We start from the raw sequence: 26,303 nt of genomic DNA on the forward strand, positions 1-26,303 counted from the left end.
GATATTACTCACAAATCTCAAAAGCTCTTATTTACATTTTATTTAAATAGATTTACTTTCAAAAAATAATCTTGCAACACAATAGAAACAAAGGATTATCAAATGTCTATTTCACTTTCTAGAACTTATTCTCCCAAACGCCGAATCATTACTAAAAATTATCGTCTTGATGAAAAAATAGCAGTTGATCAACTAATGACAACGCTTGATTTTACCGAACAACAAGAAAAACGTATCACGGATCATGCAACCAAACTCATTAATAAACTACGTCATATTAAACAAAAACAATATGGTGCGGACGCCTTGATGGAAGAGTTTTCTTTAAGTTCTGAAGAAGGTGTTGCATTGATGTGTTTGGCCGAAGCCTTATTGCGTATTCCCGATGACAAAACCCGTGATGATCTTATCTACGAAAAACTGCAAGACGGTAATTGGCGATCTCATCTGGGCAACTCAAAATCTTTTTTCATTAATGCCGCCAGTTATGGTTTGATGTTCGGTAGAAAAATCAGTGAAAATCTTACAGAGGCTCAACTCACCGATAATTTAAAAAATATCTTTTCCCGTTTCGCAGCACCTATCATGCGTCAAATCATGGTGAAATCTATGCAAATTATAGGGAAACAATTTGTCGCAGGCATAAATATACATGAAGCGCTTAAACACATCCAACCCCGTTACAAAAAAGGATTTACTTTCTCATTCGATATGCTGGGTGAAGCGGCAATGACCGCGATCGATGCGGATCGTTACTTCAATGATTATTTACATGCCATTGAAGAAGTCGGTAAAAATGCCGTTGATCGAAATATTTACAACGGTAATAGTATCTCTGTGAAACTTTCCGCCATTCACCCGAAATACAATCGAGCAAAATATGCTCGCACAATGAATGAACTTTATCCTCGTGTAAAACAACTCTTCTTACTGGCACAAAAATATAACATTAGTGTAAATATTGATGCGGAAGAAGCAAATCGCCTTGAACTCTCTCTTGATTTAGTCGAAAAATTACTTGATGAACCGGAACTCAAAGATTATAAGGGGATTGGTTTTGTTGTACAAAGCTACTCTAAACGCTGTCCTTATGTCTTAGATTATTTGATCAATCTTGCCCGGGAAAAACAACATTATTTGATGATCCGCCTAGTAAAAGGCGCTTACTGGGACAGTGAAATCAAATGGGCGCAAACCGACGGTTTAAATGATTTCCCACTTTTCACCCGTAAAAACCATACCGATATTGCCTATGTTGCTTGCGCCAAAAAATTGTTGGAGGCACAGGATGTTATCTACCCACAATTCGCTACCCACAATATTCTGACAATGTGTACCATTTATGAACTCGGACAAGGAAAAAAATTTGAGTTTCAATGCTTGTACGGTATGGGGGAAAACCTTTATGACAATATCGTAGGTAATGAAAACTTCAACCAACAAGTACGTGTTTATACTCCGGTAGGTACTCATGAAACCTTGCTTGCTTACCTCGTTCGTCGTTTGCTTGAAAATGGTGCAAATTCTTCCTTTGTTCATCAATTAGTGGACGAGAGTATTCCTGTTTCTCAGTTAGTTACACCGCCGTGGAAACTGTATAGTAAATCCAATGGCGAACCCAATAAACTGGTACGTAAACCCCTTGAATTATTTCACGATCGTCTTAATTCCGCCGGCTTTGATTTAACCAACGAGCTGGTATTGGAAAAACTTGAACAAGCCTTGAATAACGCTCAAATTGAAAATGCGGAATCTCTTACCCTACTAACAGCCCCAAACCAACAAGCCGCACAGTATGTGAAAAATCCTGCAAAACTAACAGAAACTGTCGGTGAAATACGTTTCTTAGAAATCGATCAAGCGCAAGCAGTATTTTCAGCCGCTAATAACCAAAACTGGAATATGAAAAGTGCGGTCGAAAAAGCCAATATTTTACGCAAGGCTGCCGATCTCTATGAAGAAAATCACGGTTTATTGATGAAATTAGCGATGATTGAAGCAGGTAAAACGTTACCGAATGCTATTGCGGAACTCCGTGAAGCGGTTGATTTTCTCCGCTATTATGCAAATCAACTTGAAAGTCTAGCTACTATCAATAAACTTGGTGAGGCCCGTGGCAAAGTACTTTGTATTTCCCCTTGGAACTTCCCATTAGCAATCTTTACCGGTCAAATTGCCGCCTCTCTCGCTGCCGGTAATGCGATTATTGCCAAACCTGCGGAACAAACCTCACTCATTGCTTATGCTGCGGTAAAATTACTTCACCAAGCCGGTATTCCGCTAGAAGCCTTACAATTAGTATTAGGGGCAGGAGAGCTCGGGGCGGCACTCGTCCGACAACCGTTTGACGGCGTCGTATTCACCGGTTCAACAGAAGTGGCAAAACTTATCGAAAAACGTTTAGCTGTTGCAGATAATGATCCCATTTTGATTGCGGAAACAGGCGGACAAAACGTACTGGTCGTCGATAGCTCTGCCTTACCGGAACAAGTGGTTGCAGATGTATTAAGCTCCGCTTTTGATTCGGCCGGTCAACGCTGCTCAGCCCTTCGTATTCTGTTATTACAAGAAGAAATCGCCGATCAATACTATCGAATGATTAGCGAAGCAATGAAAGAGTTAAGCCTCGGAGATCCGCGTTTACTTGAAACCGATATTGGCCCTGTTATTGACGAAGAAGCAAAACAAAACTTGCTCAATCATCAAGCCAATATGCGTAAAGTGGCAGTTGCTTATACTGAGCTGGCTGTGCCGGAAGGCGGGTATTTTATCGCTCCGTCCGTTTATCTGTTGGATAATCTCGATCAGCTACAAAGAGAAGTATTTGGCCCTCTTCTTCATATTATTCGCTATCGCACAGAAGACCTCGTCAATATTCTCGACAAAGTCAATGAAAAAGGTTATGCCCTAACCGGAGGTTGCCACAGTCGAATTCGTAAACAAATGAATTTCGTGGAAAAACACCTCAATTGCGGTAATTTTTACATCAACCGAAATATCGTGGGTGCGGTCGTGGGAGTACAACCATTCGGAGGGCACGGTTTATCCGGTACGGGGCCTAAAGCAGGCGGAGAATTTTATCTCCAACGCCTAACCCGTACACCAAACTATTACAGCCAATTTGGTGATGAAAACAGCCTCCCACAATCTAAACCGGTATTGGAAAGTATTACCGGCGAACATAATAGCCTTGCCTATTTACCTTGCGAGGTTGCAATCCTTAATGGCGATTTATCAGCTTCTCAGTCTGCGGCAGAAAAACTATTATCAGCAGGTTTTACTGTTTTGGTTGAACCTAGTCATTCGCTTGCCCAAAGTCACCTAGCTGGTATTCGAGTCGGTACCAAACTCGGACACTGTCAAAAAGGTGTGTATTTGACCGCACTTGATACACAACGTCGTCTATGGTTAGCAGAAAACAGTAAAGCCATTTTTAAATGTTTCGACTGGCGTACAATACAAGACTTATTACCTTTATATGATGAGTTCTCTCGTAGCTATAACACAACAGCTGCCGGAGGAAATACATCATTAATGGCAGCAGAAGAACATTGATTTAAAAAGTTTATAAAAAATAGCGATCTTTGTTTTCTTTTTATGATTAACAAGCGAAAATATCGCCTTTTGTAAAATGGAATTTATTTAGCCTAATAGATCATTATTTAAATGGCTGAATAATTTCCTACAAAAACAGTACCTTAATAACAGGAGTAAAGCTATGCAGATTTACATCACATTTGGCTTGTATTTATTGGTCATTTTAGGCATTGGTTTGTATGCCTACCGTTCAACCCGGAACTTTGACGATTATATTCTCGGCGGACGAAAAATGGGAAGCTTTGTAACGGCTATGTCCGCCGGAGCTTCCGATATGTCCGGTTGGCTCTTAATGGGATTGCCGGGTGCAATTTACCTCTCCGGCTTATCCGAAGCATGGATTGCTGTCGGGCTGACTATCGGTGCTTTTCTGAACTATAAAATTGTCGCCGGTCGTTTACGTATTTTCACTGAAAAGTATAACAACGCTCTTACTTTACCTGAATTTTTCGCCCAACGCTTCCCGCGCCAGAAAAAAGCGTTAAAAATTATTTCTTCCTCCATTATTTTATTTTTCTTCACTATTTACTGTGCATCTGGTGTAGTCGCAGGCGCAAAATTGTTCCAAAGTTTACTTGGATTGGATTATTATACTGCTCTCTGGTTGGGTGCAATTGCCACTATCGCTTATACCTTTATCGGTGGTTATTTGGCTGTCTCTTGGAGTGATACTATTCAAGCCTCTTTAATGATTTTTGCACTCATTCTTGCACCGGTAATGGCGTTCGTGAATATCGGGTGGGAAGAACTCAACGCAGCGTTAGCCACCAAGTCCGCCGCAACAAATATTCCATATAGTAACTGGTTACATAATGTATCAGGAATTGGCGTCATTTCCGCTCTTGCTTGGGGTTTAGGTTATTTTGGACAACCACATATATTAGCTCGCTTTATGGCTGCAGATTCTGTGTCAGCACTTAATAAGGCACGTACTATTGGTATTGTGTGGATGTTCCTCTGTCTAGGGGGAGCCGTATCGGCAGGTTACTTTGGTTTGGCTTATTTCACTCACCAAAATATCTCGCTCGAAAACGCAGAATCTATTTTTATTGAACTTTCAAAAGTGATGTTTAATCCATGGATTGTCGGAGTAGTTTTATCGGCAATTTTAGCCGCAGTCATGAGTACGTTATCCGCTCAATTATTAATGTGTTCCGCTGCAATTACCGAAGATTTCTATAAAGGATTCTTCCGTAAAAATGCATCAAGTCAAGAATTAGTATGGATTGGTCGCGTAATGGTGTTAGTCATTTCTGTTGTTGCCATTGTAATCGCTCAAAATCCCAACTCTAAAGTAATGGGCTTGGTATCTTATGCTTGGGCAGGCTTTGGTGCGGCATTCGGACCTGTAGTTATTCTTTCGCTATTCAACCGTAATATTAGTTCCAAAGCAGCATTATGGGGAATGTTATCAGGGGCAGTAACCGTAGTCGGTTGGAGCCCATTAATGAAATTCTTAGGTTGGGAAGATTTATCCCAACTTTACGAAATTATCCCCGGTTTCTTAGTTTGTTCATTTATTACGCTCAGCTCCTCTGTGTTCGCCCCTGTGCACCCACTTGTTGCCGAACAATTTGACGAAGCATTAGCGGAATTTGAATCTAGAAAATAACTAAAAACTAAAAGTGCAGTTAAAATTAACCGCACTTTTTATCCCCTTTGCTCTATCGTTCAAATATTTTTCGATTTTCTTCTGTTTCGGGTTCAAGATCGAGTTTTGCCATAAGTAATTGATCGCCATCTTCTTCAGGATTACCGGTAACGAGTAATTTATCACCATAGAAAATAGAATTAGCGCCTGCCATAAAACACATAGCCTGCATTTCTTCCGTCATCCCTTGGCGTCCTGCCGATAAGCGCACATAACTTTTTGGCATCGTAATTCGTGCAACGGCAATTGTACGAACAAATTCCGTCCAGTCTAAATCTTCCGCATCAACAAGGGGGGTTCCCTCCACTTTGACTAACTGATTAATGGGAACTGATTCAGGCTGAGGCTCTAAATTCGCAAGACTGGCAATTAAACCAGCACGCTCTTTACGGCTCTCATTCATTCCCACGATACCGCCACAACATACTTTTAGACCTGCTTTACGCACTTTACCTAAGGTACTTAAACGGTCATCAAAACGGCGCGTGCCGATAACCTCATGATAATGTTCCGGTGCCGTATCAAGATTATGGTTATAATAATCCAATCCCGCATCTTTCAATTCCTCAGCCATTCCGTCTTGTAATAATCCGAACGTACCACAAGTTTCCAAACCAAGTTCTTTCACCGCCTTAATAATTTGCGTTACTTTACCCATATCTTTGGGTTTTGGACCGCGCCACGCCGCCCCCATACAAAATCGCCCCGCACCTCGAGATTTGGCAATTTTGGCTTTGGCAATCACTTCGTCCACATCCAATAATTGCTGATTTTGCACACCGGTTTGATAACGTGCCGATTGCGGGCAATAGCCGCAATCTTCCGGACAACCACCGGTTTTAATTGACATTAATGTCGAAAGTTGAATTGCCTGCGGATTGAAATGTTCACGATGCACTTGTGCAGCACGATAAATCAACTCCAAAAAAGGCGTTTCATACAATGCTTCTACTTTACAAACAGACCAATACTCCACTGAGGGATGACGGGTAATTTCAGTTAATTGAATAGATTGTGTGGTTGTCATACTTTTTTCCTATAAATTTTGTCCTTGATGGATATGAATAATACGATCAATATACCCTTCCAATTCCTTCGGCTGATGGGTAACAAGCAGTAAGGTTAGCATCTTTTCATCACATAACCGGTCGAGCAATTTTAACATTTCCATCCGTAATTGCGGATCAAGTGCGGAGAAAGGCTCGTCCAATAATAAAACGGGTTTATCACGTAACAAACAACGTGCCAGTGCAACACGCTGTTTTTGTCCACCAGAAAGTGCGGTCGATTTTCTCGTTAAAAAATCCTGTAAATTAACCGCACTTGCCACTTGTTCAATTTGTATTTTCTCTTCCTTTGAAAGGGATAAATTCGGTTTTAAGCCTAACGCAATATTTTCCGCAACAGTCAAATGAGTAAACAAATTATTTTCTTGAAATAACATGGAAACTGGGCGCTCATAAGGTGCAGTTCTCGTATGATTTTCACCGTTAAGCCAAATTTCCCCCTCATTGGCATAATCGAAACCTGCGATCAGATTTAATAAAGTACTTTTACCCGCACCACTCTTACCGATAATCGCTATTTTTTCGTGCTTACAAATATGTAAATCAAACATCATCGGCATGGATTGATAATTAAATTTCACCTGTTTTAATTTAATCATTGTTCTCCCTATTGCGTTCAATAAACATAAATAATCCAAGACATAAACTAAGCAGAATCAATGCCGTAATCGCTGCGTCTTGACTCCGATATTGTCCGATTTGTTGATAAAGCAAGTGCGGTAAAGAAGTAAAATCCGGACTGCCAAACAATGCAATTGCCGTAAAATCGCCTAAAGAGAGTGTTGTCGCCAAAGCAAAGCTATATTTTAACGGTGTTCTTAATAAGGGATATTCAATTAATTTGAATCTCTGCCACCCTTTAAGATTTAGCGATAAACATAATTTTTCATAATACTGCATGGCTTGCATCATCGGCGTGTTTAAAATTCGAATGACAAAAGGCATTGCGGCTAACGCATTACACAGCACGACAATTAAAAATAAATGAATATTGCTAAAATCAATTTCCTGTAAAAGTAAAAACAATCCCACCGAGAGAATTAGCGTCGGTACGGCTAAAATCATCATACCACCGGTTTGAACAAGCGTTGCAAGCACAGAGAAATGAAGCCATTGTAGCTGACGAGAAAGCAAAAGTAATAAAAAAGAAAATACTATCGCCAATACACCTGAAGCAGGTGCCATCGAAAGAGAGTAGATTAACGCTTTCCATACTTGGGGATCTTGCCAAAAACTAAGCCATTCCGGTGCGCTCAAACCTTCCACCACAATACTCAGCAATGGTATGAAAAGAAATAAACATACGCTAAACAACACAAAAATATTAAAAATTTTGACCACACTTGATGGTGGCATCAACCAAATATAGCGCTGGGAAAGATTAGTTTCTGGCGGTTTAGCAAAAATTTGGGATACCCCAAATAATACAAAACAAAAAACAAATTGAAGCAAGGCAAATAAAGCTGCTTTAGGAAAATCAAATTCAAAAAAAACCGCTTGGTAAATAGCAACTTCCAAGGTGCTATTTTGTGGTCCGCCACCGAGAGAAAGCACTATGGTGAAACTGGTAAAACACAGCATAAAAATGAGGACAAAAGTCGGTAAAAGCTGGTTTTTAAGATAAGGTATTTCAATTAAACGAAAAAATTGCCAGCCTTGAATATTTAATTGTGCGGCTAATTGACGTTGCTCTGAGGGAATAGCTTGCAAGGCTTGTTGTGTTACCCTAGCGGCAAGGGGAATATTAAAAAAGAGGTGTGCAATTAATATACCCTTCAACCCATAAATTGTCGGTTTCCAATTAATCCCTAGCCACTGCATTAGCCGGCTTAGCCAACCCTCCGTGCCATAAACCTCGAGTAAACCAAAGATCGCTAAAAGCGCAGGCAACACAAAAGTAAGGGAAAGTAAACGCTGAATAAGGGGTTTTCCCGGGAAAGGCTGATAAAAAAATGCACTTCCAAATAATGCCCCGATTAGTGCGGAAAACAACGCCGATAAAAAGGCTTGCCCGAAGCTAAAAAAGATAACTTGATGTAAATAATCATCTTGCTTGAAAGCCTCCCAAGAATAATTTCCACCGACGGAAAATACCGCAGAAAGCGATGTGCTATAAAGCAAAACAATGAAAAAAATAACCGCACTTCCGCCAATATAATGACGAGGACGGAAATGCGGATGAGAAAACAACGATATCATTAGAAACTATTTAGAAAGTGCTTTTTGCCACTGATTAATCCAAGTTTTTAATTGTTCTCCCGTGACTTTTGAGGTATCCAGTACCGGCGTATTTTGAGTATGTTTTTTTAGCGCATCAATATGACTTTCGATAGGGCTATCAATAACCGGTAGCATCACATTATTTTTCGCAATATCGGCTTGTGCTTCCGGTGAAATCAAATAATCAAGAAAGTGATCCGCACAAGCGTTATTACGGTTCGCCACTTTAGCAACGACTTCCACTTGCAATACACCGCCTTCACTAAATTCCGTAGCCATATAATTATCTTTTTGCTCAGAAAGAATATGGTAAATCGGCGAGGTGTTTGTGCTTAACACGAGATCCCCTTCTCCCTTTAAAAATGCACCGTAGGCTTCTGTCCAACCTTTTGTAATCGTTACCGTGTGTTCTGACAAGGTTTTCCAGACATTTTGTGCTTCCGCTTGCGGATAAAGGGCATTTACCCAAAGTAATAAACCGCGCCCGATACTACTGGTACGCGGATCTTGATATAGCACCTTTAGATCTTTACGCTCAATCAATTCTTTCAAACTTTTTGGCGGGTTAGTTAATTTATTTTTATCGTAAATAAAGGCATATTTTGCAAAATCAAAAGGTAAGAATGTGTGATCATCCCATTTTAGCGGTAATGCCAATTTACCGAGATCTACTTGGTTAGGTTCAAACATTGCTAATTTCTTGGCTTCATCAATTTGATGATTATCTAAACCTAATACGACGTCCGCTTTAATTTTTTTTCCTTCTAAGCGTACGCGATTAAACAAAGTACCGTTATTATCAAAGGCAACGTAATTTAACCGACACTGTGGAAATTGTTTTTCAAAGCCGGTTTTGACTTTCGGCCCGGCACTCCAATCGGCACTAAAAGAGTCATAAGTATAAACAGTGAGCGATTGTACGGTAGTTTGCGCAAATACAGAGGAGGCAAAAAGTGCGGTTGAAATGAGGATTATTTTCTTCATTGTACTGTCCTTATAAAAATAGAAATGAAGAAACAGCCTAATGAAAAGAGTTAGTTTCCTACGCCAGCATTATCTGTTTCAGGTTCACGGGTATCTCTCAGCCAAACAATGTTAGCACCCCGACTAAGGGTTAAAAGTCTATATAAACTTTTAAAAATATACAAGCACCTTAAAACAAAACTGTTAAATTTAGACAAAATAAAACCCGCAATAAACGGGTTTTAAGGACTGAAAATTACGCTTCTTGGTGTTTTGCTGCAACTTCGCTTAATAATGTTTGCAGCTCGCCTGCTTGATACATTTCCAAAATAATATCACAGCCGCCAATTAATTCACCCTCCACCCATAATTGTGGGAAAGTCGGCCAGTTAGCATAAGCAGGTAACTCTGCACGAATATCCGGATGCTGAAGAATATCCACATAACCAAAAGGCACTTTGCAGTTCATTAATGCCTCTGCCGCACGAGCAGAAAAGCCACAAGAAGGCAATTTTGGTGAACCTTTCATATAAATTAAAATCGGGTTTTCGCTGATTTGTTTTTTGATTTTGTCTAACGTTTCCATAATGTTCCCCGTAAAAAATATAGGCGTGTATTCTAACATAAGTTAGAGGTATCACAAATTAGAACTTGAGTAATCATGTCAGGTTTACCAGCTTCCGCCGGCACCGCCGCCACCGAATCCTCCGCCGCCAAAACCGCCTCCCGATGAACCACCGCCGCCGAATCCACCGAATCCCCCACCAAAACGAGAGCCTCCGCGACGGCGGGATAATGTGGATTGACGCACAATTCTATTTAATTGATCACGCTGATTCGGGCTGATATAAATTTCATCTTTATGATATTGATATTCGCCAAACACAACAAAAGCAATAAACACTAACGCCATAATGAAAGGAATATATTTATCAAACTCACTATCTTCCATTTGATAAGCACCGTATTCCCCTTGACTCGCGGCAATAATGTCATTTAATCCGTCATTAATACCCTGTGCATACTGCCCTTGTTTAAATTGAGGTAAAATTGCATTGCGGATAACCTGAGATAAAAAAGCGTCCGGTAATACCCCTTCTAAACCTTGCCCTGTCGCAATAAATACTTTGCGATCATTTTTTGCAATTAACATTAAAATGCCGTTATTTAGTTGCTTACGCCCAATTCCCCACTTATCTCCTAAGGCAAAAGTATAATCCGCAATTTCATATTCACCTGTAGTCGGTACAAGCACAACGGCAATTTGCGAGCTGGTTGCCTCTCCATAAGAGGCCAGTTTATTTTCAAGAAGTTGCCGTTGCTGTGAGGAAAGCGTATTGGTGTAATCATTCACATAATGGAAAGGATTTGGCGTAGGCGGAAACTGTGCGGCAAAGACAAAAGATCCCCAAAAAACGAAGATAAAAACAACCGCACTTTTCATTATTTGCAAAAGTTTAGTCATGAATAATCACCTCGTTTGGCAATTCATTTCTATCATCAACTTGAATAGGAAAGTGTGTTTTTAAGTTATCGGCAATGCGCTCAATTGCCTCTACAATACCTTTTGTGTAAGCCTTTAACTTAAATTGCTCAATCATTAAATCACATTGTTGCTGCCAATAAGCTTCATTAACGAATTGATGAATCCCTTTATCCCCAATTATCGCACAAAGATGATCCTTATATCCCACATAAATCAATACCGAATTTTGTGCGGAGGTCCTATGCATTTCAAGTTCATCAAACACTTGCAAAGCACGTTCTACTGCTGAGAATCCTACTGAAGTTTTAGGCAATTTGCGCTCTATATAAACACGTAGCTCCGCCGAACTTTCATTTTCAAGGCGAGCAATCGCCGCCTCTATTTGTTTTTTATCGACAGGAATCCTTGAAAAGAATCTCATCATTTCTACCTTAATTAAAATTCACAGTAGGAGCGTTTTCAGCACCAGATGCAGATTTAAAATAAGGTTTTTCTTTAAACCCAAAAATCAATGCGGCAAATTTTGTTGGAAATTGACGCACTTTCTGGTTATATACTCGAGCTGCATCATTAAATTTATTACGAGCAACATTAATACGGTTCTCCGTTCCCTCCAGCTGTGCTTGTAAATTCATAAATCCTTCATGGGCTTTTAACTGTGGATATTGTTCAACAGTAACAAGCAATCGGGATAATGCTGATCCCACTTGATTTTGATCCTGTTGGAATTGTGCAAGTTGTTCTTCTGTCATATTTGAAGGATCAATTTTAGTTTGTGTCGCTTTTGCTCTTGCTTCAATCACATTCGTTAAGGTTTGCTGTTCAAAATTTGCTTGACCTTTCACTGTATTTACTAAATTTGGGATGAGATCCGCACGGCGTTGATAAGAAGATTCTACGTTTGCCCACACAGAATCAATTTCTTCTTCCGCTTTAACTAAACCGTTATAACTAGACATTAAAGTAAATCCTGCCACGATAACAACAAGGATAATAACAAGCCATTTTTTCATGATAATGTTCCCATTAATAAAATTTAAAAAATTCTTCTTACTAAAAGAAAAGACCTAAACCGAAGTTTAGGCCTTTTTCTATTTAATCCATCAACGGACAGCTAAATAAAATTATTTAGTACCGTTAACTGCGATTTCAACGCGACGATCCGGTGCTAAGCAAGCGATAAGCGCTTTACGACCTTTAACCGCATCACAAGTTGCGCCAGTAACCGGATTTGCTTCACCGTAACCGGTTGCAGTAATATCTTGTGCTGCAACACCTTTAGCTACTAAATAGTTAGCAACAGTGTCTGCACGGCGTTGTGATAATTTTAAGTTTGCTGCATCTTTACCGATACGGTCTGTGTAACCTGCAACTGCTACTTTAGCACTACTTACCTGTGCAATTTCACCGTAGATACCGTCCAAAGTTGATTGTGCTTGCGGTTTTAAGTTTGCTTTACCGAAAGCAAAAGTAACATCAGAATTTAAGTTGAAAGTTCTGCTTACAACTTCAGGTGCAACAACCGGAGCACCTTGACCGAAACGGTAAGATAAACCAGCAGTTACAGAACCGATCCACGGAGTATAGTCTGCATTTTCTACAATTTTGTTATCTTTACCAACTGAAGTTAACCATTGGTATTCAACACGCAATGCTAACTCTGGTAATGAAGGTAATGCGTACTCAACACCTGCTGCAAATACCGGAGATACTTTTAAGCTGTGGGCACGAACACCCTCCCAAGCGCCATCTTGAGCACTACCTTTAGCATTTTTATAGTCTGAACGAACTAATGCCGCACCAGCGCGACCGTAAAGATCTAAACCTTCTAACACTTCATAGCTTCCTTTTAAGCTTAAGTGTGCACCATGGTTAGTGTGTTTTGAAACAACTTTTTCGCCTTTAGAGAATTTAGCACGACCAAAATCATCGTAACCTAACTCTACAGCCAAACCTAAATTGTCACGGTTTAAAACTTGGTAACCACCGAAAACACCGTAGGTTACAGAGTTACGGTTAACACCGAAACCATCTTCGTGACCAACATATTTTGAATCGAATTGTTTTAAACCATCATGGAAAGATGCCCAACCTGCTTTAGCACCAACATAAAAAGTATTTTCTTGTGGAGCTGCCTGAGCTACTGAAGTTGCTGCTAAACCAGCTACTACTAATGCGATTGCAGTTTTTTTCATTTTGATGTCCTCTATTTAGTCATCGATTGATAAAAATAAGAAAAGTTTCCTTGTCTACAATGAACTTTATAAAATAAGTAACACTCTAAACATTTGCTTAACTAGGGTTTTGAATTTGCCCTATATCTATCCTTTTGACAAATTCAATTCCTTTGTATCGCCAAAGGAATGCTCAAAAGTAGGATTATTATCCTATAAAAAACTCAAAGATCAAACTTTTTTTGTCATTTTTGTTTATTTATCAAACAATCAATGCAATAAATGAATTCTTGTTCAGTAATAATCTCGTCTGTTTTACCTTGCTTTCCCCCTTTTTTATATTAGGTTGCCACTGTAAAAATCGACATTCTTTTTTACATCATATATCATCACCCTATTCTTTTTTCCTATTTTACGAATGATACTATGCTACCTCGTCTTTCCAACACGCCACAACTTGATAAAAGCGTTCAACGTTACCTTGTAGAGCTAAAAAAACAACATTTTGAAGGGGATATTGCGACAGGTTATGCCGATAGATTAAGTCTCGCTACAGATAACAGCGTATATCAATATCTACCGCAAGCTATATTGTTCCCAAAAACAGTGGCGGATGTCGTGCGTATCACAAAATTAGCGAATCTACCCGACTTTCAATCGCTCACTTTTACCCCGCGCGGCGGTGGGACAGGCACCAACGGACAAGCACTCAATCACAACATTATTGTAGATATGTCCCGTTACATGACCGCTATTTTAGAACTGAATGTTGAAGAACGTTGGGTACGGGTACAAGCAGGTGTAGTGAAAGATCAACTCAATCAATTTTTGAAACCATATGGCTTATTTTTTGCTCCCGAGCTTTCCACCAGTAATCGTGCCACCTTGGGCGGAATGATTAATACCGATGCTTCCGGACAAGGTTCTCTACAATATGGAAAAACCTCCACTCACGTATTAGCGTTACGTAGCGTCTTAATCAATGGAGAAATTCTTGATACAAGTGCGGTCAAATCTCAGGCTGTTTTCGATCATATTGATACCCTCGGTTTAAATGAAACGGCCAAAACACTCCATCAAACTATCGCACAACGTTGTAAAGAAAAACGTAGCAGTATTGTTAAGAATTTGCCACAATTTAATCGTTTTTTGACCGGTTATGATTTAAAAAATGTTTTTAATGAAGATGAAACCGAATTTAATCTCACCCGTTTACTTACCGGTTCTGAAGGCTCTCTTGCCTTTATTTGCGAAGCAAAACTTAATTTATTACCGATTCCGCAATATCGTACTCTTATTAATATAAAGTATAGCTCTTTCGATGCTGCGCTACGCAATGCGCCTTTTATGCTGAAAGCTAACGCACTTTCTGTCGAAACGGTGGATTCCAAAGTACTAAATCTTGCAAAACAAGACATTATTTGGCACTCGGTAAGCGAACTTTTAACGGAAGAACAAAACAATCCGATTCTTGGCTTAAATATCGTGGAATACGCCGGTAACAATAAAGAAAAAATTCATCGCCAAGTGACCGCACTTTGCCAAGAATTAGATGAAAAAATAGCCGAGCAAAAAGATTATATTATCGGCTATCAAGTCTGTACCGACTTACCCTCCATTGAGCGTATTTATGCAATGCGTAAAAAAGCCGTAGGTTTACTCGGCAATGCTAAAGGTAGTGCAAAACCTATTCCTTTTGTGGAAGATACCTGTGTACCGCCGGAACATCTTGCCGATTACATAACGGAATTTCGTGCCCTATTAGACCGTCATAACCTACAATATGGTATGTTCGGTCATGTAGATGCGGGTGTATTACACGTTCGCCCGGCATTGGATTTATGCGATAAAGAACAAGTCAAACTTTTCAAAGGAATTTCCGATGAAGTGGCAGAACTTACCGTTAAATACGGCGGTTTATTGTGGGGCGAACACGGTAAAGGCGTTCGCTCCCACTATGGTGAAAAATTCTTCACGCCGGAACTTTGGAATGAACTCCGCTATATAAAATCGCTCTTTGATCCCCATAATCGCCTAAACCCCGGCAAAATCTGCACTCCTTTAGGTTCCGCAGATGAACTTTATGCCATTTTATCCCCTATGCGGGCCGACTATGATCGTCAGATTCCGATTCAAATACGGAATGAATTTAAAGGGGCAATGAACTGCAACGGTAATGGTTTATGCTTTAATTTTGATGAACACAGCATTATGTGCCCTTCCATGAAAGTGAGCAAAAACCGTGTTTTCTCCCCAAAAGGTCGTGCCGCTATGGTACGCGAATGGCTACGCTTACTCGCCAATGAAAATATCACGCCAGATAAGTTAGATTTCAAAAAAACCGAAATAAAACTGACCGCACTTGTAGCCCGTCTGTGCCATAGCGTACAAAAATGGCGGGGGGATTATGATTTTTCCCACGAAGTAAAAACTGCTATGGATACCTGTCTCGCCTGCAAGGCTTGTGCCAGCCAATGTCCGATAAAAATCGATGTACCGGCTTTTCGTGCAAAATTTTTCCATTTTTACCACAGCCGCTATTTACGCCCTGTGAAAGATCATCTTGTAGCAAATTTAGAATTTGCCGCCCCCTATATGGCTAAACAGGCTAACTTCTTCAATTATTTTACAAAATTAAAGACAACTCAACGATTAGCGGAGAAAGTTATCGGGATGACGGATTTGCCGCTACTTTCTATACCGAATTTACAACAACAGCTCGTAGAAATTGGCTATCATGGTAAATCATTGGAAGAATTAGAAAGTGTAAGCACGACAGAAAAAGAAAAAATGTTATTCATTGTGCAAGATCCTTACACCTCTTACTACGATGCCAAAGTCGTACGGGATTTTGTGGCACTCACGCAAATGTTAGGCTTTAAACCTATCGTTCTGCCCTTTAAACCAAACGGCAAAGCACTACATGTAAAAGGCTTCTTAAGCCGTTTTGCCAAAACAGCCGAAAATCAGGCGGAATTTCTTAACCGTGTATCCAAACTGGGTGTACCACTGGTGGGAGTTGATCCTGCTATTGTGCTTTCCTATCGTGACGAATATAAGGAAGCATTACAGGAAAAACGTGGTGATTTTCATGTGCTTAGTGCGCACGAATGGTTAAAAATACAACTCCATTCTGCGGATTTAAACCCTCAATTGAAAAATACCCCGGCTTTTGACCGCACTTTCCTTTGGCATTTCTTTCCTCATTGTACGGAATCCACATTTATGCCGAACAGCCCAAAAGAGTGGCAACAAATTTTTGAAAAATTCGGGCAACAACTAACGGTAGAAAAAGTGGGATGTTGCGGTATGGCGGGTGTATTTGGCCACGAACGACAAAACCAAACCATGAGCCGTGAAATTTACGATATTTCATGGGGTAAAAAACTCCATGGAAAAGATCCGCACTTTTGCTTAGCAACCGGTTACTCCTGCCGTAGCCAGGTAAAACGCTATGAGAATATTACCTTAAAACATCCGATACAAGCACTGTTGGAAGTATTAATCGGTCAAAAATAACCCCTCTTTCTTATCCCTCTTTTACCGATAAGAGGGATTTTACATTAAGGACAATAAATGATCTGGAAAAAAACATTTACTCTTTCACAACTCAACGAAATGGGTAAAAACTGTGCCGTTGGGCATCTTGGAATTGAAATTTCTGCTTTCGGTGAAGATTGGCTTGAGGCGACAATGCCGGTAGATCACCGCACAACACAACCTTTTGGTCTATTACACGGGGGGATTTCTGTTGCTCTGGCGGAAACCGTCGGTTCGCTTGCCGGATTGCTTTGTGTGGAGGAAGGTAAAGCCGCTGTGGGATTGGATATTAGCTCAAATCATCTTCGTCCGGTACGTGAAGGCAAGGTTACAGCAAAGGCTACGCCTATCAATTTGAGTAAAAATATCCATGTTTGGCAAATTGACATCCGCAACGATCAGGATAAACTTTGCCACGTTTCACGATTAACCCTTTCTATTATAAATTTATGACAAAAACAAAAAAAATCGGTGTTATTTTAGCCAATTTAGGGACGCCTGACCAACCAACCCCTTCGGCAATCTCCCGTTATTTATGGGAATTTTTAAGCGATCCACGCGTTGTCGATTTACCCTCTTGGAAATGGTTACCTTTACTCAAAACCGTAATTCTTCCTTTACGCTCCAAACGCATTGCTAAAAATTATCAGGCGATCTGGACAGAACAGGGTTCACCGTTGCTGGCCATTACAAAACAACAGCAAAAAGCCTTACAAGCCTATTTTGATGCAAAAGATATTGATGTACAGATAGAAATTGCCATGACATACGGCAATCCTTCTATGCAAAGTGCGGTTGATAAATTACTTGAAAATCAGCCGGAAAAAATTATTGTGTTGCCGCTTTATCCTCAGTATTCCAGTACTACGACCGGCGCACTATTCGATGCTTTCGCAAGAGCATTAAAGAGCACTCGCAATATTGTTCCTTTTGAATTTATTCACTCTTATCATTTAGACGAAAACTACATCAACGCCTTGGTTGAATCCATTAAAGTGCGGTTAAATCCTGACGAATTTTTATTATTTTCATATCACGGTATTCCGCTACGTTACGAAAATACGGGCGATTATTATCGTAAACATTGTAAAGAAACAACCATTGCCGTAGCGGATAGGCTCGGTTTAACGGAAAATCAATGGAATATGAGCTTTCAATCTCACTTTGGACGCGAAGAATGGTTACAGCCCTACACCGATAAATTCTTACAATCCGCCAGTATGCAAGGTATTCAAAAAGTTGCTGTCGTTTGCCCTAATTTTTCTGCGGACTGCCTAGAAACTATTGAAGAAATTGATGAAGAAAATCGTGCAAACTTTCTCAATAACGGCGGGCGATCTTATCAATATATTCCCTGTCTCAATGCCGAACCGGCACATATTTCAATGATGGGTAATTTGATTTTACAAAGAATCTAACAAAAAGCGGAGAATTCATTCCCCGCTTTTTTAATCCACTTCAATAAAGATTGGGCTTTCCGTTTCCCTTGATTTCAGTACGCCCACTTCATAAACATCAGTACCGGCGTTTTGCGCAATCGCTAATATTTCTTTTTCACTTTCCGCTTTCACCGCAACTAACAAACCGCCGGAGGTTTGCGGATCACACAATACGGCTTTTTGGTAATCCGTTAATCCGCCTACTTTATGCCTGTAGCTGTCATAATTACGTATCGTACCGCCCGGTATGCAACCTTCCGAAATGTATTCCGATACGCCTCCAAGAATAGGGATTTTATCGAAAAATAGCTCGGCATTTAGGTTTGAACCTTCGCAAATTTCAAGTAGGTGTCCGAGTAAACCAAAACCCGTTACGTCCGTCATTGCGGTTACACCGTCCACTTCAGAAAATTGGCTACCGATAATATTCATTTGGCACATTGTTGCGGTCGCCAATCCTTGATGTTCGGGTTTTAATTTACCTTTTTTCTCTGCAGTGGTAAGTACCCCAATTCCCAAAGGTTTGGTTAAGTACAGTTTACAACCGGCTTGAGCCGAAGCATTTCTTTTCACTTTTTCGGTATTAATCACACCGGTTACCGCCAAACCAAAAATCGGCTCCGGAGCGTCAATAGAATGCCCCCCTGCAAGGGAGATACCAGCTTGGTGGCAAGCAAATCGCCCCCCTTCCACAATTTTTTGCGCAATTTCTGCCGGTAGTTTATTGATTGGGAAACCTAAAATAGCAACCGCCATAATTGGCCTACCGCCCATCGCAAAAATATCACTAATAGCATTGGTTGCCGCAATACAACCAAAATCAAAGGCATCATCCACAATAGGCATAAAAAAATCCGTGGTACTGATAATCGCAGTACCATTTCCCAAGTCATACACCGCCGCATCATCTGCCGTATCATTGCCGACCAATAAATGAGGATCGACAAAATGTTTAAGTTGCGTTTGTAAAATTGTCCCTAACGCCTTAGGCGAAATTTTACAGCCTCAACCGGCACCATGACTGTATTGTGTTAAACGAATTTCGTTCACTATACCGTTTCCTTATGATAAATTGATGGCAAATTATACCTTTTTTCACACAAAAGTGCGGTCAAAAAATCAAATGTTTTTGCTATACTTTCGCAATACATTATTCAGTCTGACTTTCAATGAAACATAAACGCCCTACCCTACAAGATATTGCGGCTCACCTCGGTATCACCAAAATGACGGTAAGCCGTTATCTGCGTAACCCCGATTCCGTCGCACAAGAAACCCAAACCCGAATCGCGGCGGCGATTGAACAGTTTGGTTATATTCCCAATCGAGCACCTGAAATTCTGTCAAATGCCAAGAGTAAAGCCATTGGCGTATTGCTTCCTTCACTAACCAATCATGTTTTTGCCGATGTATTAAAAGGGATTGAGCTTATCCTAGACCAAGCCGGTTACCAAACTATGCTGGCACATTACGGATATAGTGTTAAAAAAGAGGAAGAACGTATTGAAAGTTTACTTTCGTACAATGTGGACGGGCTGATTTTGTCAGAAAATTACCACTCTTTGCGAACCCTCAAAATGATTGAAGTAGCAAATATTCCGGTGATTGAAATTATGGATAGTACACAACCCGGTATTCAACAAGTGATTGGATTTGATAATGTCGCTGCGGCACAAGCGATGGTGGAAACCATGATTAAACGCGGGTATAAAAATGTAGTCTATTTCACCGCCCGAATGGATAAACGTACCCAGCTAAAAATGCAGGGCTATGAACAAGCCATGAAAAAATATGGGCTTGAACCCTATAGCTTAATCACCGAAGAACCTTCATCTTTTACCTTAGGCGGAAAACAGCTTCGTCAAATTCTCGAAAAACGCCCTGAAACCAATGGTATCTTTTGCACAAACGATGATTTAGCCATTGGCGCATTATTTGAATGCCAACGCTTAGGTATTACGATTCCTACACAAATTGCTATTGCCGGGTTTCACGGACATGATGCGGGCTTTTCCGTTAGCCCCCAATTGGCCACTGTTATCACACCGCGTTTGGAAATCGGTAAAACGGCAGCCCAAGAACTCTTAGCCCGATTGAATAATGAACCTCTCACCGAAAAAATGATCGATCTTGGCTTTCATATTCATCTTGGCGAGAGTATGTAAAAGTGCGGTCAATTTTAACCGCACTTTTATCGTCAAAATAGTGATTTAAGTGCGTTAATACAGCGCTCTACGACTTCCTCAAAGCTAGCGTCAATATCAATATGAATCACATCCGGCTCATCTTCCCCCGGAACTTCAAGGGTAGCAAATTGACTTTTTAACATCTCCGTTTTCATATAATGTCCTTTGCGTTGTTTCATACGCTCAAGCACTAAATCAAAAGATCCTGCCAAAAATAAAAATTTGACACCTTCGTTACCTTCACGAATCAAATCCCGATACGTTTTCTTTAATGCCGAACAAACAATAATACCTACTTCACTTTTGTGTTCGAGGCTAAATGCGGCATCGCGAATGCGCTCAAGCCAAGGGGCACGATCATCGTCATTGAGCGGGTACCCGTTCCCCATTTTAATAATATTCGCACGCGGATGAAGATCATCGCCGTCAATCAATTTAATCCCTAAACGGTGTGCAATTTCTGTTCCAACGGAAGTTTTGCCTGTGCTTGAAACACCCATAAGGATGAAACTTTTTCCTTTACTCATAACATGCCTCACAACTATTTTTCTTAATCATATAAGAATTTTGATAAATTGTTACTGGTAACATTTTATTTTGTGACAAACATCACAAAAATTCTACATTTTTACGCTCACTTATAAACAATTATCACAATTTCTTTGAAGTCGATCACATTTATGAAAAAAGTACCTTTACCAAATTGTGATAAATAGATATGTTACCAGTAACATATCTTATGTGTAAAAGGAGAAAATATGAACATTAAAACATTATCCTGTGTGGTTAAAAGTGCAGAGAATGTAGGAATTATTGAACAAAATGTGCAATACGATGATAACGATCAACACCAAACACTTGTTCAAATCTCTCGCGGAGGAATATGCGGCTCAGATTTACATTATTATCAACACGGAAAAGTTGGAAATTTTGCGGTAAAACATCCCATGATTTTAGGACATGAGGTGATTGGTAGAATCGTAAAAACAAATGACCCCAATTTACGTATAAATCAAAAAGTGGCAATAAATCCGAGTAAACCATGCCACAGTTGTAAATATTGTTTATCGGGAGAAATTAATCAATGTGAAACTATGCGTTTCTTCGGTAGCGCTATGTATAACCCTCACGTAGACGGCGGGTTTACACAATATAAAATTGTTGATAACGCCCAATGTATTACTTATCCGGAGGATGTTGATGATGAAATAATGGTTTTTGCAGAACCTCTTGCAGTGGCGATTCATGCGGCAAAACAAGGAGGAGATCTTAGAGGAAAACGTGTATTTATTTCCGGTGTCGGTCCAATCGGTTGCCTGGTTGTCGCTTCAGTAAAGGCATTAGGAGCCCAAGAAATCATTTGTACCGATATTAGTCAGCGTTGCTTAAATTTAGCCCTAGAAATGGGGGCAACAAGAGTACTTCATGCTAATGATGATTTTTCAGAGTATGCGCAACACAAAGGTGAATTTGATGTGTCTTTTGAAGCTTCAGGTCATCCTTCTTCAATTGAACGTTGTTTAGAAGTGACTAAAGCAAAGGGCACAATTGTACAAATTGGCATGGGGGGCAATATCCCTAACTTTCCATTAATGACCTTAATTGCCAAGGAAATTAATTGGAAAGGTTCATTCCGTTTTGTTGAAGAATTTAATACAGCAGTCAATTGGCTGGCAACCAATAAAGTCAATCCGCTACCGCTACTTTCCGCTAAATTTTCATTTAAAAATTTCGAAGATGCACTAAAAATGGCGGGAAATAAAAATGACATTTCAAAAGTACAAATAATATTCTCATAGAGGAAAAATCACTATGAAAAACTTCTTTTCAGTAAAAGATAAAAATATTTTAATTACAGGATCTACACGAGGTATTGGATACTTACTAGCAAAAGGGCTCGCCGAACAAGGGGCCAAAATTATCATTAACGGTACAAAACAAGAAAATGTTGAAAAAATAGCCAAAGAATTCAATGACAACGGGTTTATTGCTTATCCCGTTTCTTTTAATGTGACAAATACTGCTGAAGTCCATACAGCTATTGACTATATTGAACAAAATATCGGTCCAATCGATGTATTAATTAATAATGCAGGCATTCAGCGTCGCTATCCGTTTTGTGAATTTCCCGAACAAGACTTTGACGACATTATTCAAGTCAATCAAAAAGCTGTTTTTATTATTTCACAAGCCGTTGCTCGATATATGGTGCAGCGTAAAAGAGGAAAAATTATTAATATAGGTTCAATGCAAAGTGAGTTAGGGCGGGATACCATTACGCCATACGCGGCATCAAAAGGTGCGGTAAAAATGCTCACAAGAGGAATGTGTGTCGAGCTTGCTCGTTATAACATTCAAGTGAATGCTATCGCTCCGGGATATTTTCAAACAGAATTGACAAAACCTTTGGTAGAAAATAAAGAATTCACAGAATGGTTATGTAAAAGAACACCGGCTGCACGCTGGGGAGATCCGGAAGAATTAATCGGGTCGGCTATATTTCTTTCGTCACAAGCATCTGATTTTGTCAATGGTCATTTGCTATTTGTCGATGGCGGAATGCTTGCGGCTGTTTAGGTTATTACATCAAATAAGGGAAATAATTTATGCTAATTTTCATTCTTGTCGCCTCAATAGCAGTTTTATTGCTATTAATTATTAAATTTAATGTCCATGCATTCGTTGCTTTAACAATTGTTAGTTTACTTACCGCAATCGCAACAGGCATTCCCGTAGACAAAATATTACCAACCCTTCTCACCGGTTTTGGAAATACTCTTGCTTCAGTGGCACTATTAGTCGGGCTTGGTGCAATGATAGGCCGACTACTTGAAATAACCGGTGGTGCAAAAGTATTAGCCGATACACTCATCAATAAATTTGGAGAAAAAAAGGCACCTTTTGCTTTAGGTATCGCTTCTCTCTTATTTGGTTTCCCGATCTTCTTTGATGCCGGTTTAGTTGTGATGCTTCCTATAATATTTAGTGTCGCAAAACAATTTGGCGGTTCTTTATTTAAATATGCGTTTCCTGCTGCAGGTGCCTTTGCTGTCACTCATGCTTTCCTTCCGCCACATCCTGGCCCAGTTGCTTCCGGAGAACTACTCGGTGCAAACATCGGTTTACTAACAATCGTTGCAGTAGTTGTTGCTATTCCAACATGGTACTTTGCCGCTTATCTATACGGCACATATTTGGGTAAAAAATTTCATCTGGAGCTACCAAAATCATTTTTAAATGTCACACCAATAAATGAAACGACTTTAACCCCTCCGAGTTTTAAAAAAGTACTTTTCATTCTATTACTTCCATTATGTTTAATCATGTTAGATACTGTTTTATATACGCTTACCGTAGCGAAAATGGTTGATGGTTCTTCATTATTAGTACAAAGTTTACGTTTATTAGGAAAAACGCCAATCGCATTGTTAATTACATTACTTGTCTCAATTGCTTTACTCAAAGAACAAAGAAGTTACGAACAAATCGAAAAAATCTGTGATAACGCACTTGGTCCGATTTGCGCTATCGTTTTAGTAACCGGAGCCGGCGGAATGTTCGGCGGCGTTTTACGAGCTAGCGGTATCGGCGATCAATTAGCCTCTATGTTATCCGATACAGGGATGCCTATTATTGTTGCGGCATTTGTTATATCAACAGCATTACGTGTAGCACAGGGGTCCGCTACCGTTGCCATCACAACGACATCTGCTTTAATTGCCCCAACTGTCGCTGCAACAACGGGACTTAGCCAATTCGATCTTTGTTTCATTGTTATTTCAATTGCCTCCGGAGCAACAGTCTTGGCACACGTAAATGACAGTGGATTTTGGTTGGTTAGTCGTTTTTTAGAAATTGATACGAAAACGATGTTTAAAACTTGGACGGTTCAAGAAACATTAATTGGCTTAGTCGGCTTCATTATCTCGCTAATCGGCAGTATCATTCTCTAACCCGAAAGAGCGATTCCATTTGTAAAACATTTCTAAAATTGACCGCACTTTGCTAAAATCAGCCATTATTTTTTCCGAACAAGGATAAACAATGGCTGATTTTCCTTTTATTATTGAGATTAATGAACAAAATCTCACCGAAGTTCTTCAACAGTCTCTTGAAAAACCGCTTGTAGTAAACTTTTATGCGCCGAGCCATAAAGAATCGGCGGATTTTTTAGCGTTATTGGAACGCTTGGCGGAACAATATCAAGGACAATTTACTCTCGGTAAAGTGAATTGTGAGGTAGAACAGCTTATCGCTGCACAATTCCGTATTCAAGCCTTACCCACCACTTATTTATTCAAAGAAGCACAAGCCTTGGATGCCTTTCCCGGTGCGTTGGATCAGCCATCGCTGTTACAACGCTTAAGCGTCATTTTACCAAAAGAAGAAGAGATTAAATTTCACCAAGCCTTGGATTTCTTGCAAGTTGAAAATTATGATGCCGCATTACCTCTATTAAAAGAGGCGTGGGAACTCTCCGACAAGAAAAACAGTGATATTGCTCTACTCTATGCGGAAACCTACATTGCAATGAAAAAAACCGAACCGGCACAAGAAATCTTAAACCAGATTCCATTACAAGACCGTGATAGCCGCTGGCAAGGCTTACAAGCACAGATAGAATTACTAATTCAAGCTGCCGATACACCGGAAATTCAACAATTAGCTGCAGACTATGCCCAAACCCCGACAACGGAAATTGCCATTAAACTTGCCATACAACTTCATCAAGCAAACCGCAATGAAGAGGCACTTTCTCTCCTTTTTAGCATATTAAAGAAAGAATTAGATGCTCAAAATGGCGAAGTAAAACAGCAATTTCTCTCTATTTTGAGTGCAATGGGCAACGCCGATCCATTAACAAACAAGTTTCGGCGCTTGCTTTATTCCCTACTCTATTAAAAAAACGGATAATCCGCCATGCAAATTGAATTAATTTGTCTACTAACTCATTAAAAATTAAGGATACTTTATGTCAGATATTAAACATGCAAAACTTTTAATTTTAGGCTCTGGTCCTGCCGGCTACACCGCGGCAATTTACGCTGCACGGGCAAATTTAAAACCGGTACTCGTAACAGGTTTACAACAAGGCGGACAGCTCACAACGACTGATGAAATAGAAAATTGGCCGGGTGATTTTGAAATGACGACCGGCTCAGGCTTAATGCAACGTATGTTACAACACGCGGAAAAATTTGATACGGAAATTGTTTTTGATCATATCAACCGTGTTGATTTATCTACCCGCCCATTCAAACTTTATGGTGATGTGCAACAATTCACTTGCGATGCCTTAATTATTGCAACCGGCGCCTCCGCTCGCTATTTGGGATTGCCTTCGGAACAGAATTATAAAGGTCGTGGTGTCTCTGCCTGTGCGACCTGTGACGGTTTCTTTTACCGCAACAAACCCGTTGCAGTCATTGGCGGCGGTAATACCGCGGTGGAAGAGGCACTTTATTTAGCCAATATTTCAAGCTGTGTTCATTTAATCCACCGTCGCGATAGTTTCCGCGCAGAAAAAATCCTCATCGACCGTCTCTACAAAAAAGTTGAGGAAGGAAAAATTGTGCTTCATACCGACCGCACTTTAGACGAAGTATTAGGCGATAATACGGGTGTTACAGGTTTACGCCTGCAAAATACCAAAACCAGCGAGAAAGAAGAATTGAATCTTGACGGCTTATTTGTGGCAATCGGACATTCACCAAATACAGAGATTTTCCAAGGGCAGCTCGAACTCAATAACGGTTACATAGTGGTAAAATCCGGTCTTGAAGGCAATGCTACCGCTACTTCCGTGGAAGGAGTTTTTGCTGCGGGCGATGTAATGGATCACAATTATCGTCAAGCGATTACCTCTGCCGGAACAGGTTGTATGGCTGCACTGGATGCCGAACGTTATCTAGATGCTCAGAAATAAATTGCAGGATGTGTAAGGTAAAACTTAACACATCCCGTTACTCATCATTGTGCG

Annotated in this window: 22 protein-coding genes and 1 riboswitch; of the genes, 11 read left to right on the forward strand and 11 right to left on the reverse strand. The window is 40.1% G+C overall.

Going from position 1 to position 26,303, the window contains the following annotated elements; genetic code table 11:
- Positions 1-102 precede the first annotated feature (102 nt).
- Positions 103-3,555, forward strand: coding sequence for a bifunctional proline dehydrogenase/L-glutamate gamma-semialdehyde dehydrogenase PutA (gene putA / locus BKL51_RS07160; RefSeq protein ID WP_077466034.1), 3,453 nt, complete (start codon positions 103-105; stop codon positions 3,553-3,555).
- A 163-nt stretch (positions 3,556-3,718) separates the two neighbouring features.
- Complete coding sequence (gene putP / locus BKL51_RS07165) at positions 3,719-5,209, forward strand: sodium/proline symporter PutP (protein ID WP_077466035.1); 1,491 nt, start codon at positions 3,719-3,721, stop codon at positions 5,207-5,209.
- A 52-nt stretch (positions 5,210-5,261) separates the two neighbouring features.
- Here the strand turns inward: putP and bioB are convergent, their stop codons facing one another.
- The 9 genes from bioB to ompA all read right to left on the reverse strand — a co-directional run bounded on the left by bioB (position 5,262) and on the right by ompA (position 13,179).
- A complete protein-coding gene (gene bioB, locus BKL51_RS07170; RefSeq protein ID WP_077466036.1) occupies positions 5,262-6,275 on the reverse strand; it encodes a biotin synthase BioB in 1,014 nt (337 codons plus the stop codon).
- Between the two features lie 9 nt (positions 6,276-6,284).
- Positions 6,285-6,914, reverse strand: a complete 630-nt coding sequence (thiQ, locus tag BKL51_RS07175; RefSeq protein ID WP_077466037.1) for a thiamine ABC transporter ATP-binding protein — start codon at positions 6,912-6,914, stop codon at positions 6,285-6,287.
- Positions 6,907-8,514 carry a thiamine/thiamine pyrophosphate ABC transporter permease ThiP gene (thiP, locus tag BKL51_RS07180; protein ID WP_077466038.1) on the reverse strand — a complete coding sequence of 536 codons (1,608 nt, stop codon included), beginning with the start codon at positions 8,512-8,514 and terminating at the stop codon, positions 6,907-6,909. Before thiP ends, thiQ begins: the two co-directional genes overlap by 8 nt.
- A 6-nt stretch (positions 8,515-8,520) precedes the next feature.
- Complete coding sequence (thiB, locus tag BKL51_RS07185; protein ID WP_077466039.1) at positions 8,521-9,519, reverse strand: thiamine ABC transporter substrate binding subunit; 999 nt, start codon at positions 9,517-9,519, stop codon at positions 8,521-8,523.
- 38 nt (positions 9,520-9,557) lie between these two features.
- Positions 9,558-9,651: riboswitch (TPP riboswitch) on the reverse strand.
- Positions 9,652-9,754: 103 nt separating this feature from the next.
- Positions 9,755-10,084: a Grx4 family monothiol glutaredoxin gene (grxD, locus tag BKL51_RS07190; protein ID WP_077466040.1), complete on the reverse strand. Its 330-nt coding sequence runs from the start codon at positions 10,082-10,084 to the stop codon at positions 9,755-9,757.
- Between the two features lie 84 nt (positions 10,085-10,168).
- Positions 10,169-10,963: a YgcG family protein gene (locus BKL51_RS07195; RefSeq protein ID WP_077466041.1), complete on the reverse strand. Its 795-nt coding sequence runs from the start codon at positions 10,961-10,963 to the stop codon at positions 10,169-10,171.
- Positions 10,956-11,405 carry a TPM domain-containing protein gene (locus tag BKL51_RS07200; RefSeq protein WP_077466042.1) on the reverse strand — a complete coding sequence of 150 codons (450 nt, stop codon included), beginning with the start codon at positions 11,403-11,405 and terminating at the stop codon, positions 10,956-10,958. Before BKL51_RS07200 ends, BKL51_RS07195 begins: the two co-directional genes overlap by 8 nt.
- Before the next feature lie 10 nt (positions 11,406-11,415).
- Positions 11,416-11,997 (reverse strand): LemA family protein, encoded by a 582-nt coding sequence (locus tag BKL51_RS07205; RefSeq protein WP_077466043.1) that lies wholly within the window; start codon positions 11,995-11,997, stop codon positions 11,416-11,418.
- A 111-nt stretch (positions 11,998-12,108) separates the two neighbouring features.
- Positions 12,109-13,179, reverse strand: a complete 1,071-nt coding sequence (gene ompA / locus BKL51_RS07210; RefSeq protein ID WP_077466044.1) for a porin OmpA — start codon at positions 13,177-13,179, stop codon at positions 12,109-12,111.
- A gap of 405 nt (positions 13,180-13,584) precedes the next feature.
- Here ompA and BKL51_RS07215 point away from each other — a divergent pair, with 405 nt between their 5' ends.
- Genes BKL51_RS07215 through hemH form a run of 3 tightly spaced genes read left to right on the forward strand, consistent with a single transcriptional unit; the run spans position 13,585 to position 18,116 of the window.
- A complete protein-coding gene (locus tag BKL51_RS07215) occupies positions 13,585-16,677 on the forward strand; it encodes an FAD-binding and (Fe-S)-binding domain-containing protein (protein WP_077466045.1) in 3,093 nt (1,030 codons plus the stop codon).
- Between the two features lie 57 nt (positions 16,678-16,734).
- Positions 16,735-17,151: a hotdog fold thioesterase gene (locus BKL51_RS07220; RefSeq protein ID WP_077466046.1), complete on the forward strand. Its 417-nt coding sequence runs from the start codon at positions 16,735-16,737 to the stop codon at positions 17,149-17,151.
- Entirely contained in the window at positions 17,148-18,116 is a 969-nt protein-coding gene (gene hemH, locus BKL51_RS07225; RefSeq protein WP_077466047.1) for a ferrochelatase, read from the forward strand. Before BKL51_RS07220 ends, hemH begins: the two co-directional genes overlap by 4 nt.
- 30 nt (positions 18,117-18,146) lie before the next feature.
- On the opposite strand, the gene selD is transcribed toward hemH, so the two are convergent.
- Complete coding sequence (gene selD, locus BKL51_RS07230) at positions 18,147-19,190, reverse strand: selenide, water dikinase SelD (RefSeq protein ID WP_083717943.1); 1,044 nt, start codon at positions 19,188-19,190, stop codon at positions 18,147-18,149.
- Between the two features lie 116 nt (positions 19,191-19,306).
- Between selD and gntR the strand changes: the two genes are divergently transcribed.
- Complete coding sequence (gene gntR, locus BKL51_RS07235; RefSeq protein ID WP_077466049.1) at positions 19,307-20,302, forward strand: gluconate operon transcriptional repressor GntR; 996 nt, start codon at positions 19,307-19,309, stop codon at positions 20,300-20,302.
- A 32-nt stretch (positions 20,303-20,334) separates the two neighbouring features.
- On the opposite strand, the gene BKL51_RS07240 is transcribed toward gntR, so the two are convergent.
- Positions 20,335-20,850 (reverse strand): gluconokinase, encoded by a 516-nt coding sequence (locus tag BKL51_RS07240; protein ID WP_077466050.1) that lies wholly within the window; start codon positions 20,848-20,850, stop codon positions 20,335-20,337.
- Positions 20,851-21,081: 231 nt separating this feature from the next.
- On the opposite strand from BKL51_RS07240, the gene idnD reads away from it, so the two are divergent.
- The 5 genes from idnD to trxB all read left to right on the forward strand — a co-directional run bounded on the left by idnD (position 21,082) and on the right by trxB (position 26,249).
- Positions 21,082-22,122 carry an L-idonate 5-dehydrogenase gene (gene idnD, locus BKL51_RS07245; RefSeq protein ID WP_077466051.1) on the forward strand — a complete coding sequence of 347 codons (1,041 nt, stop codon included), beginning with the start codon at positions 21,082-21,084 and terminating at the stop codon, positions 22,120-22,122.
- A 13-nt stretch (positions 22,123-22,135) separates the two neighbouring features.
- Positions 22,136-22,900 carry a gluconate 5-dehydrogenase gene (gene idnO / locus BKL51_RS07250; RefSeq protein WP_077466052.1) on the forward strand — a complete coding sequence of 255 codons (765 nt, stop codon included), beginning with the start codon at positions 22,136-22,138 and terminating at the stop codon, positions 22,898-22,900.
- A 29-nt stretch (positions 22,901-22,929) separates the two neighbouring features.
- A complete protein-coding gene (locus tag BKL51_RS07255) occupies positions 22,930-24,276 on the forward strand; it encodes a GntP family permease (RefSeq protein WP_077466053.1) in 1,347 nt (448 codons plus the stop codon).
- A gap of 91 nt (positions 24,277-24,367) precedes the next feature.
- Entirely contained in the window at positions 24,368-25,225 is an 858-nt protein-coding gene (locus BKL51_RS07260; protein ID WP_077466054.1) for a co-chaperone YbbN, read from the forward strand.
- 70 nt (positions 25,226-25,295) lie between these two features.
- Positions 25,296-26,249, forward strand: a complete 954-nt coding sequence (gene trxB / locus BKL51_RS07265) for a thioredoxin-disulfide reductase (RefSeq protein WP_077466055.1) — start codon at positions 25,296-25,298, stop codon at positions 26,247-26,249.
- Positions 26,250-26,303: the final 54 nt, after the last annotated feature.

Source organism: Rodentibacter sp. Ppn85, from assembly GCF_001999335.1.
GTDB lineage: Bacteria > Pseudomonadota > Gammaproteobacteria > Enterobacterales > Pasteurellaceae > Rodentibacter.

Bases quoted from the DNA above. Each gene is read 5' to 3' on its own strand.
- putA (WP_077466034.1), top strand. From the start codon at position 103: ATGTCTATTTCACTTTCTAGAACTTATTCTCCCAAACGCCGAATCATT.
- putP (WP_077466035.1), top strand. From the start codon at position 3,719: ATGCAGATTTACATCACATTTGGCTTGTATTTATTGGTCATTTTAGGC.
- bioB (WP_077466036.1), bottom strand. From the start codon at position 6,275: ATGACAACCACACAATCTATTCAATTAACTGAAATTACCCGTCATCCC.
- thiQ (WP_077466037.1), bottom strand. From the start codon at position 6,914: ATGATTAAATTAAAACAGGTGAAATTTAATTATCAATCCATGCCGATG.
- thiP (WP_077466038.1), bottom strand. From the start codon at position 8,514: ATGATATCGTTGTTTTCTCATCCGCATTTCCGTCCTCGTCATTATATT.
- thiB (WP_077466039.1), bottom strand. From the start codon at position 9,519: ATGAAGAAAATAATCCTCATTTCAACCGCACTTTTTGCCTCCTCTGTA.
- grxD (WP_077466040.1), bottom strand. From the start codon at position 10,084: ATGGAAACGTTAGACAAAATCAAAAAACAAATCAGCGAAAACCCGATT.
- BKL51_RS07195 (WP_077466041.1), bottom strand. From the start codon at position 10,963: ATGACTAAACTTTTGCAAATAATGAAAAGTGCGGTTGTTTTTATCTTC.
- BKL51_RS07200 (WP_077466042.1), bottom strand. From the start codon at position 11,405: ATGAGATTCTTTTCAAGGATTCCTGTCGATAAAAAACAAATAGAGGCG.
- BKL51_RS07205 (WP_077466043.1), bottom strand. From the start codon at position 11,997: ATGAAAAAATGGCTTGTTATTATCCTTGTTGTTATCGTGGCAGGATTT.
- ompA (WP_077466044.1), bottom strand. From the start codon at position 13,179: ATGAAAAAAACTGCAATCGCATTAGTAGTAGCTGGTTTAGCAGCAACT.
- BKL51_RS07215 (WP_077466045.1), top strand. From the start codon at position 13,585: ATGCTACCTCGTCTTTCCAACACGCCACAACTTGATAAAAGCGTTCAA.
- BKL51_RS07220 (WP_077466046.1), top strand. From the start codon at position 16,735: ATGATCTGGAAAAAAACATTTACTCTTTCACAACTCAACGAAATGGGT.
- hemH (WP_077466047.1), top strand. From the start codon at position 17,148: ATGACAAAAACAAAAAAAATCGGTGTTATTTTAGCCAATTTAGGGACG.
- gntR (WP_077466049.1), top strand. From the start codon at position 19,307: ATGAAACATAAACGCCCTACCCTACAAGATATTGCGGCTCACCTCGGT.
- BKL51_RS07240 (WP_077466050.1), bottom strand. From the start codon at position 20,850: ATGAGTAAAGGAAAAAGTTTCATCCTTATGGGTGTTTCAAGCACAGGC.
- idnD (WP_077466051.1), top strand. From the start codon at position 21,082: ATGAACATTAAAACATTATCCTGTGTGGTTAAAAGTGCAGAGAATGTA.
- idnO (WP_077466052.1), top strand. From the start codon at position 22,136: ATGAAAAACTTCTTTTCAGTAAAAGATAAAAATATTTTAATTACAGGA.
- BKL51_RS07255 (WP_077466053.1), top strand. From the start codon at position 22,930: ATGCTAATTTTCATTCTTGTCGCCTCAATAGCAGTTTTATTGCTATTA.
- BKL51_RS07260 (WP_077466054.1), top strand. From the start codon at position 24,368: ATGGCTGATTTTCCTTTTATTATTGAGATTAATGAACAAAATCTCACC.
- trxB (WP_077466055.1), top strand. From the start codon at position 25,296: ATGTCAGATATTAAACATGCAAAACTTTTAATTTTAGGCTCTGGTCCT.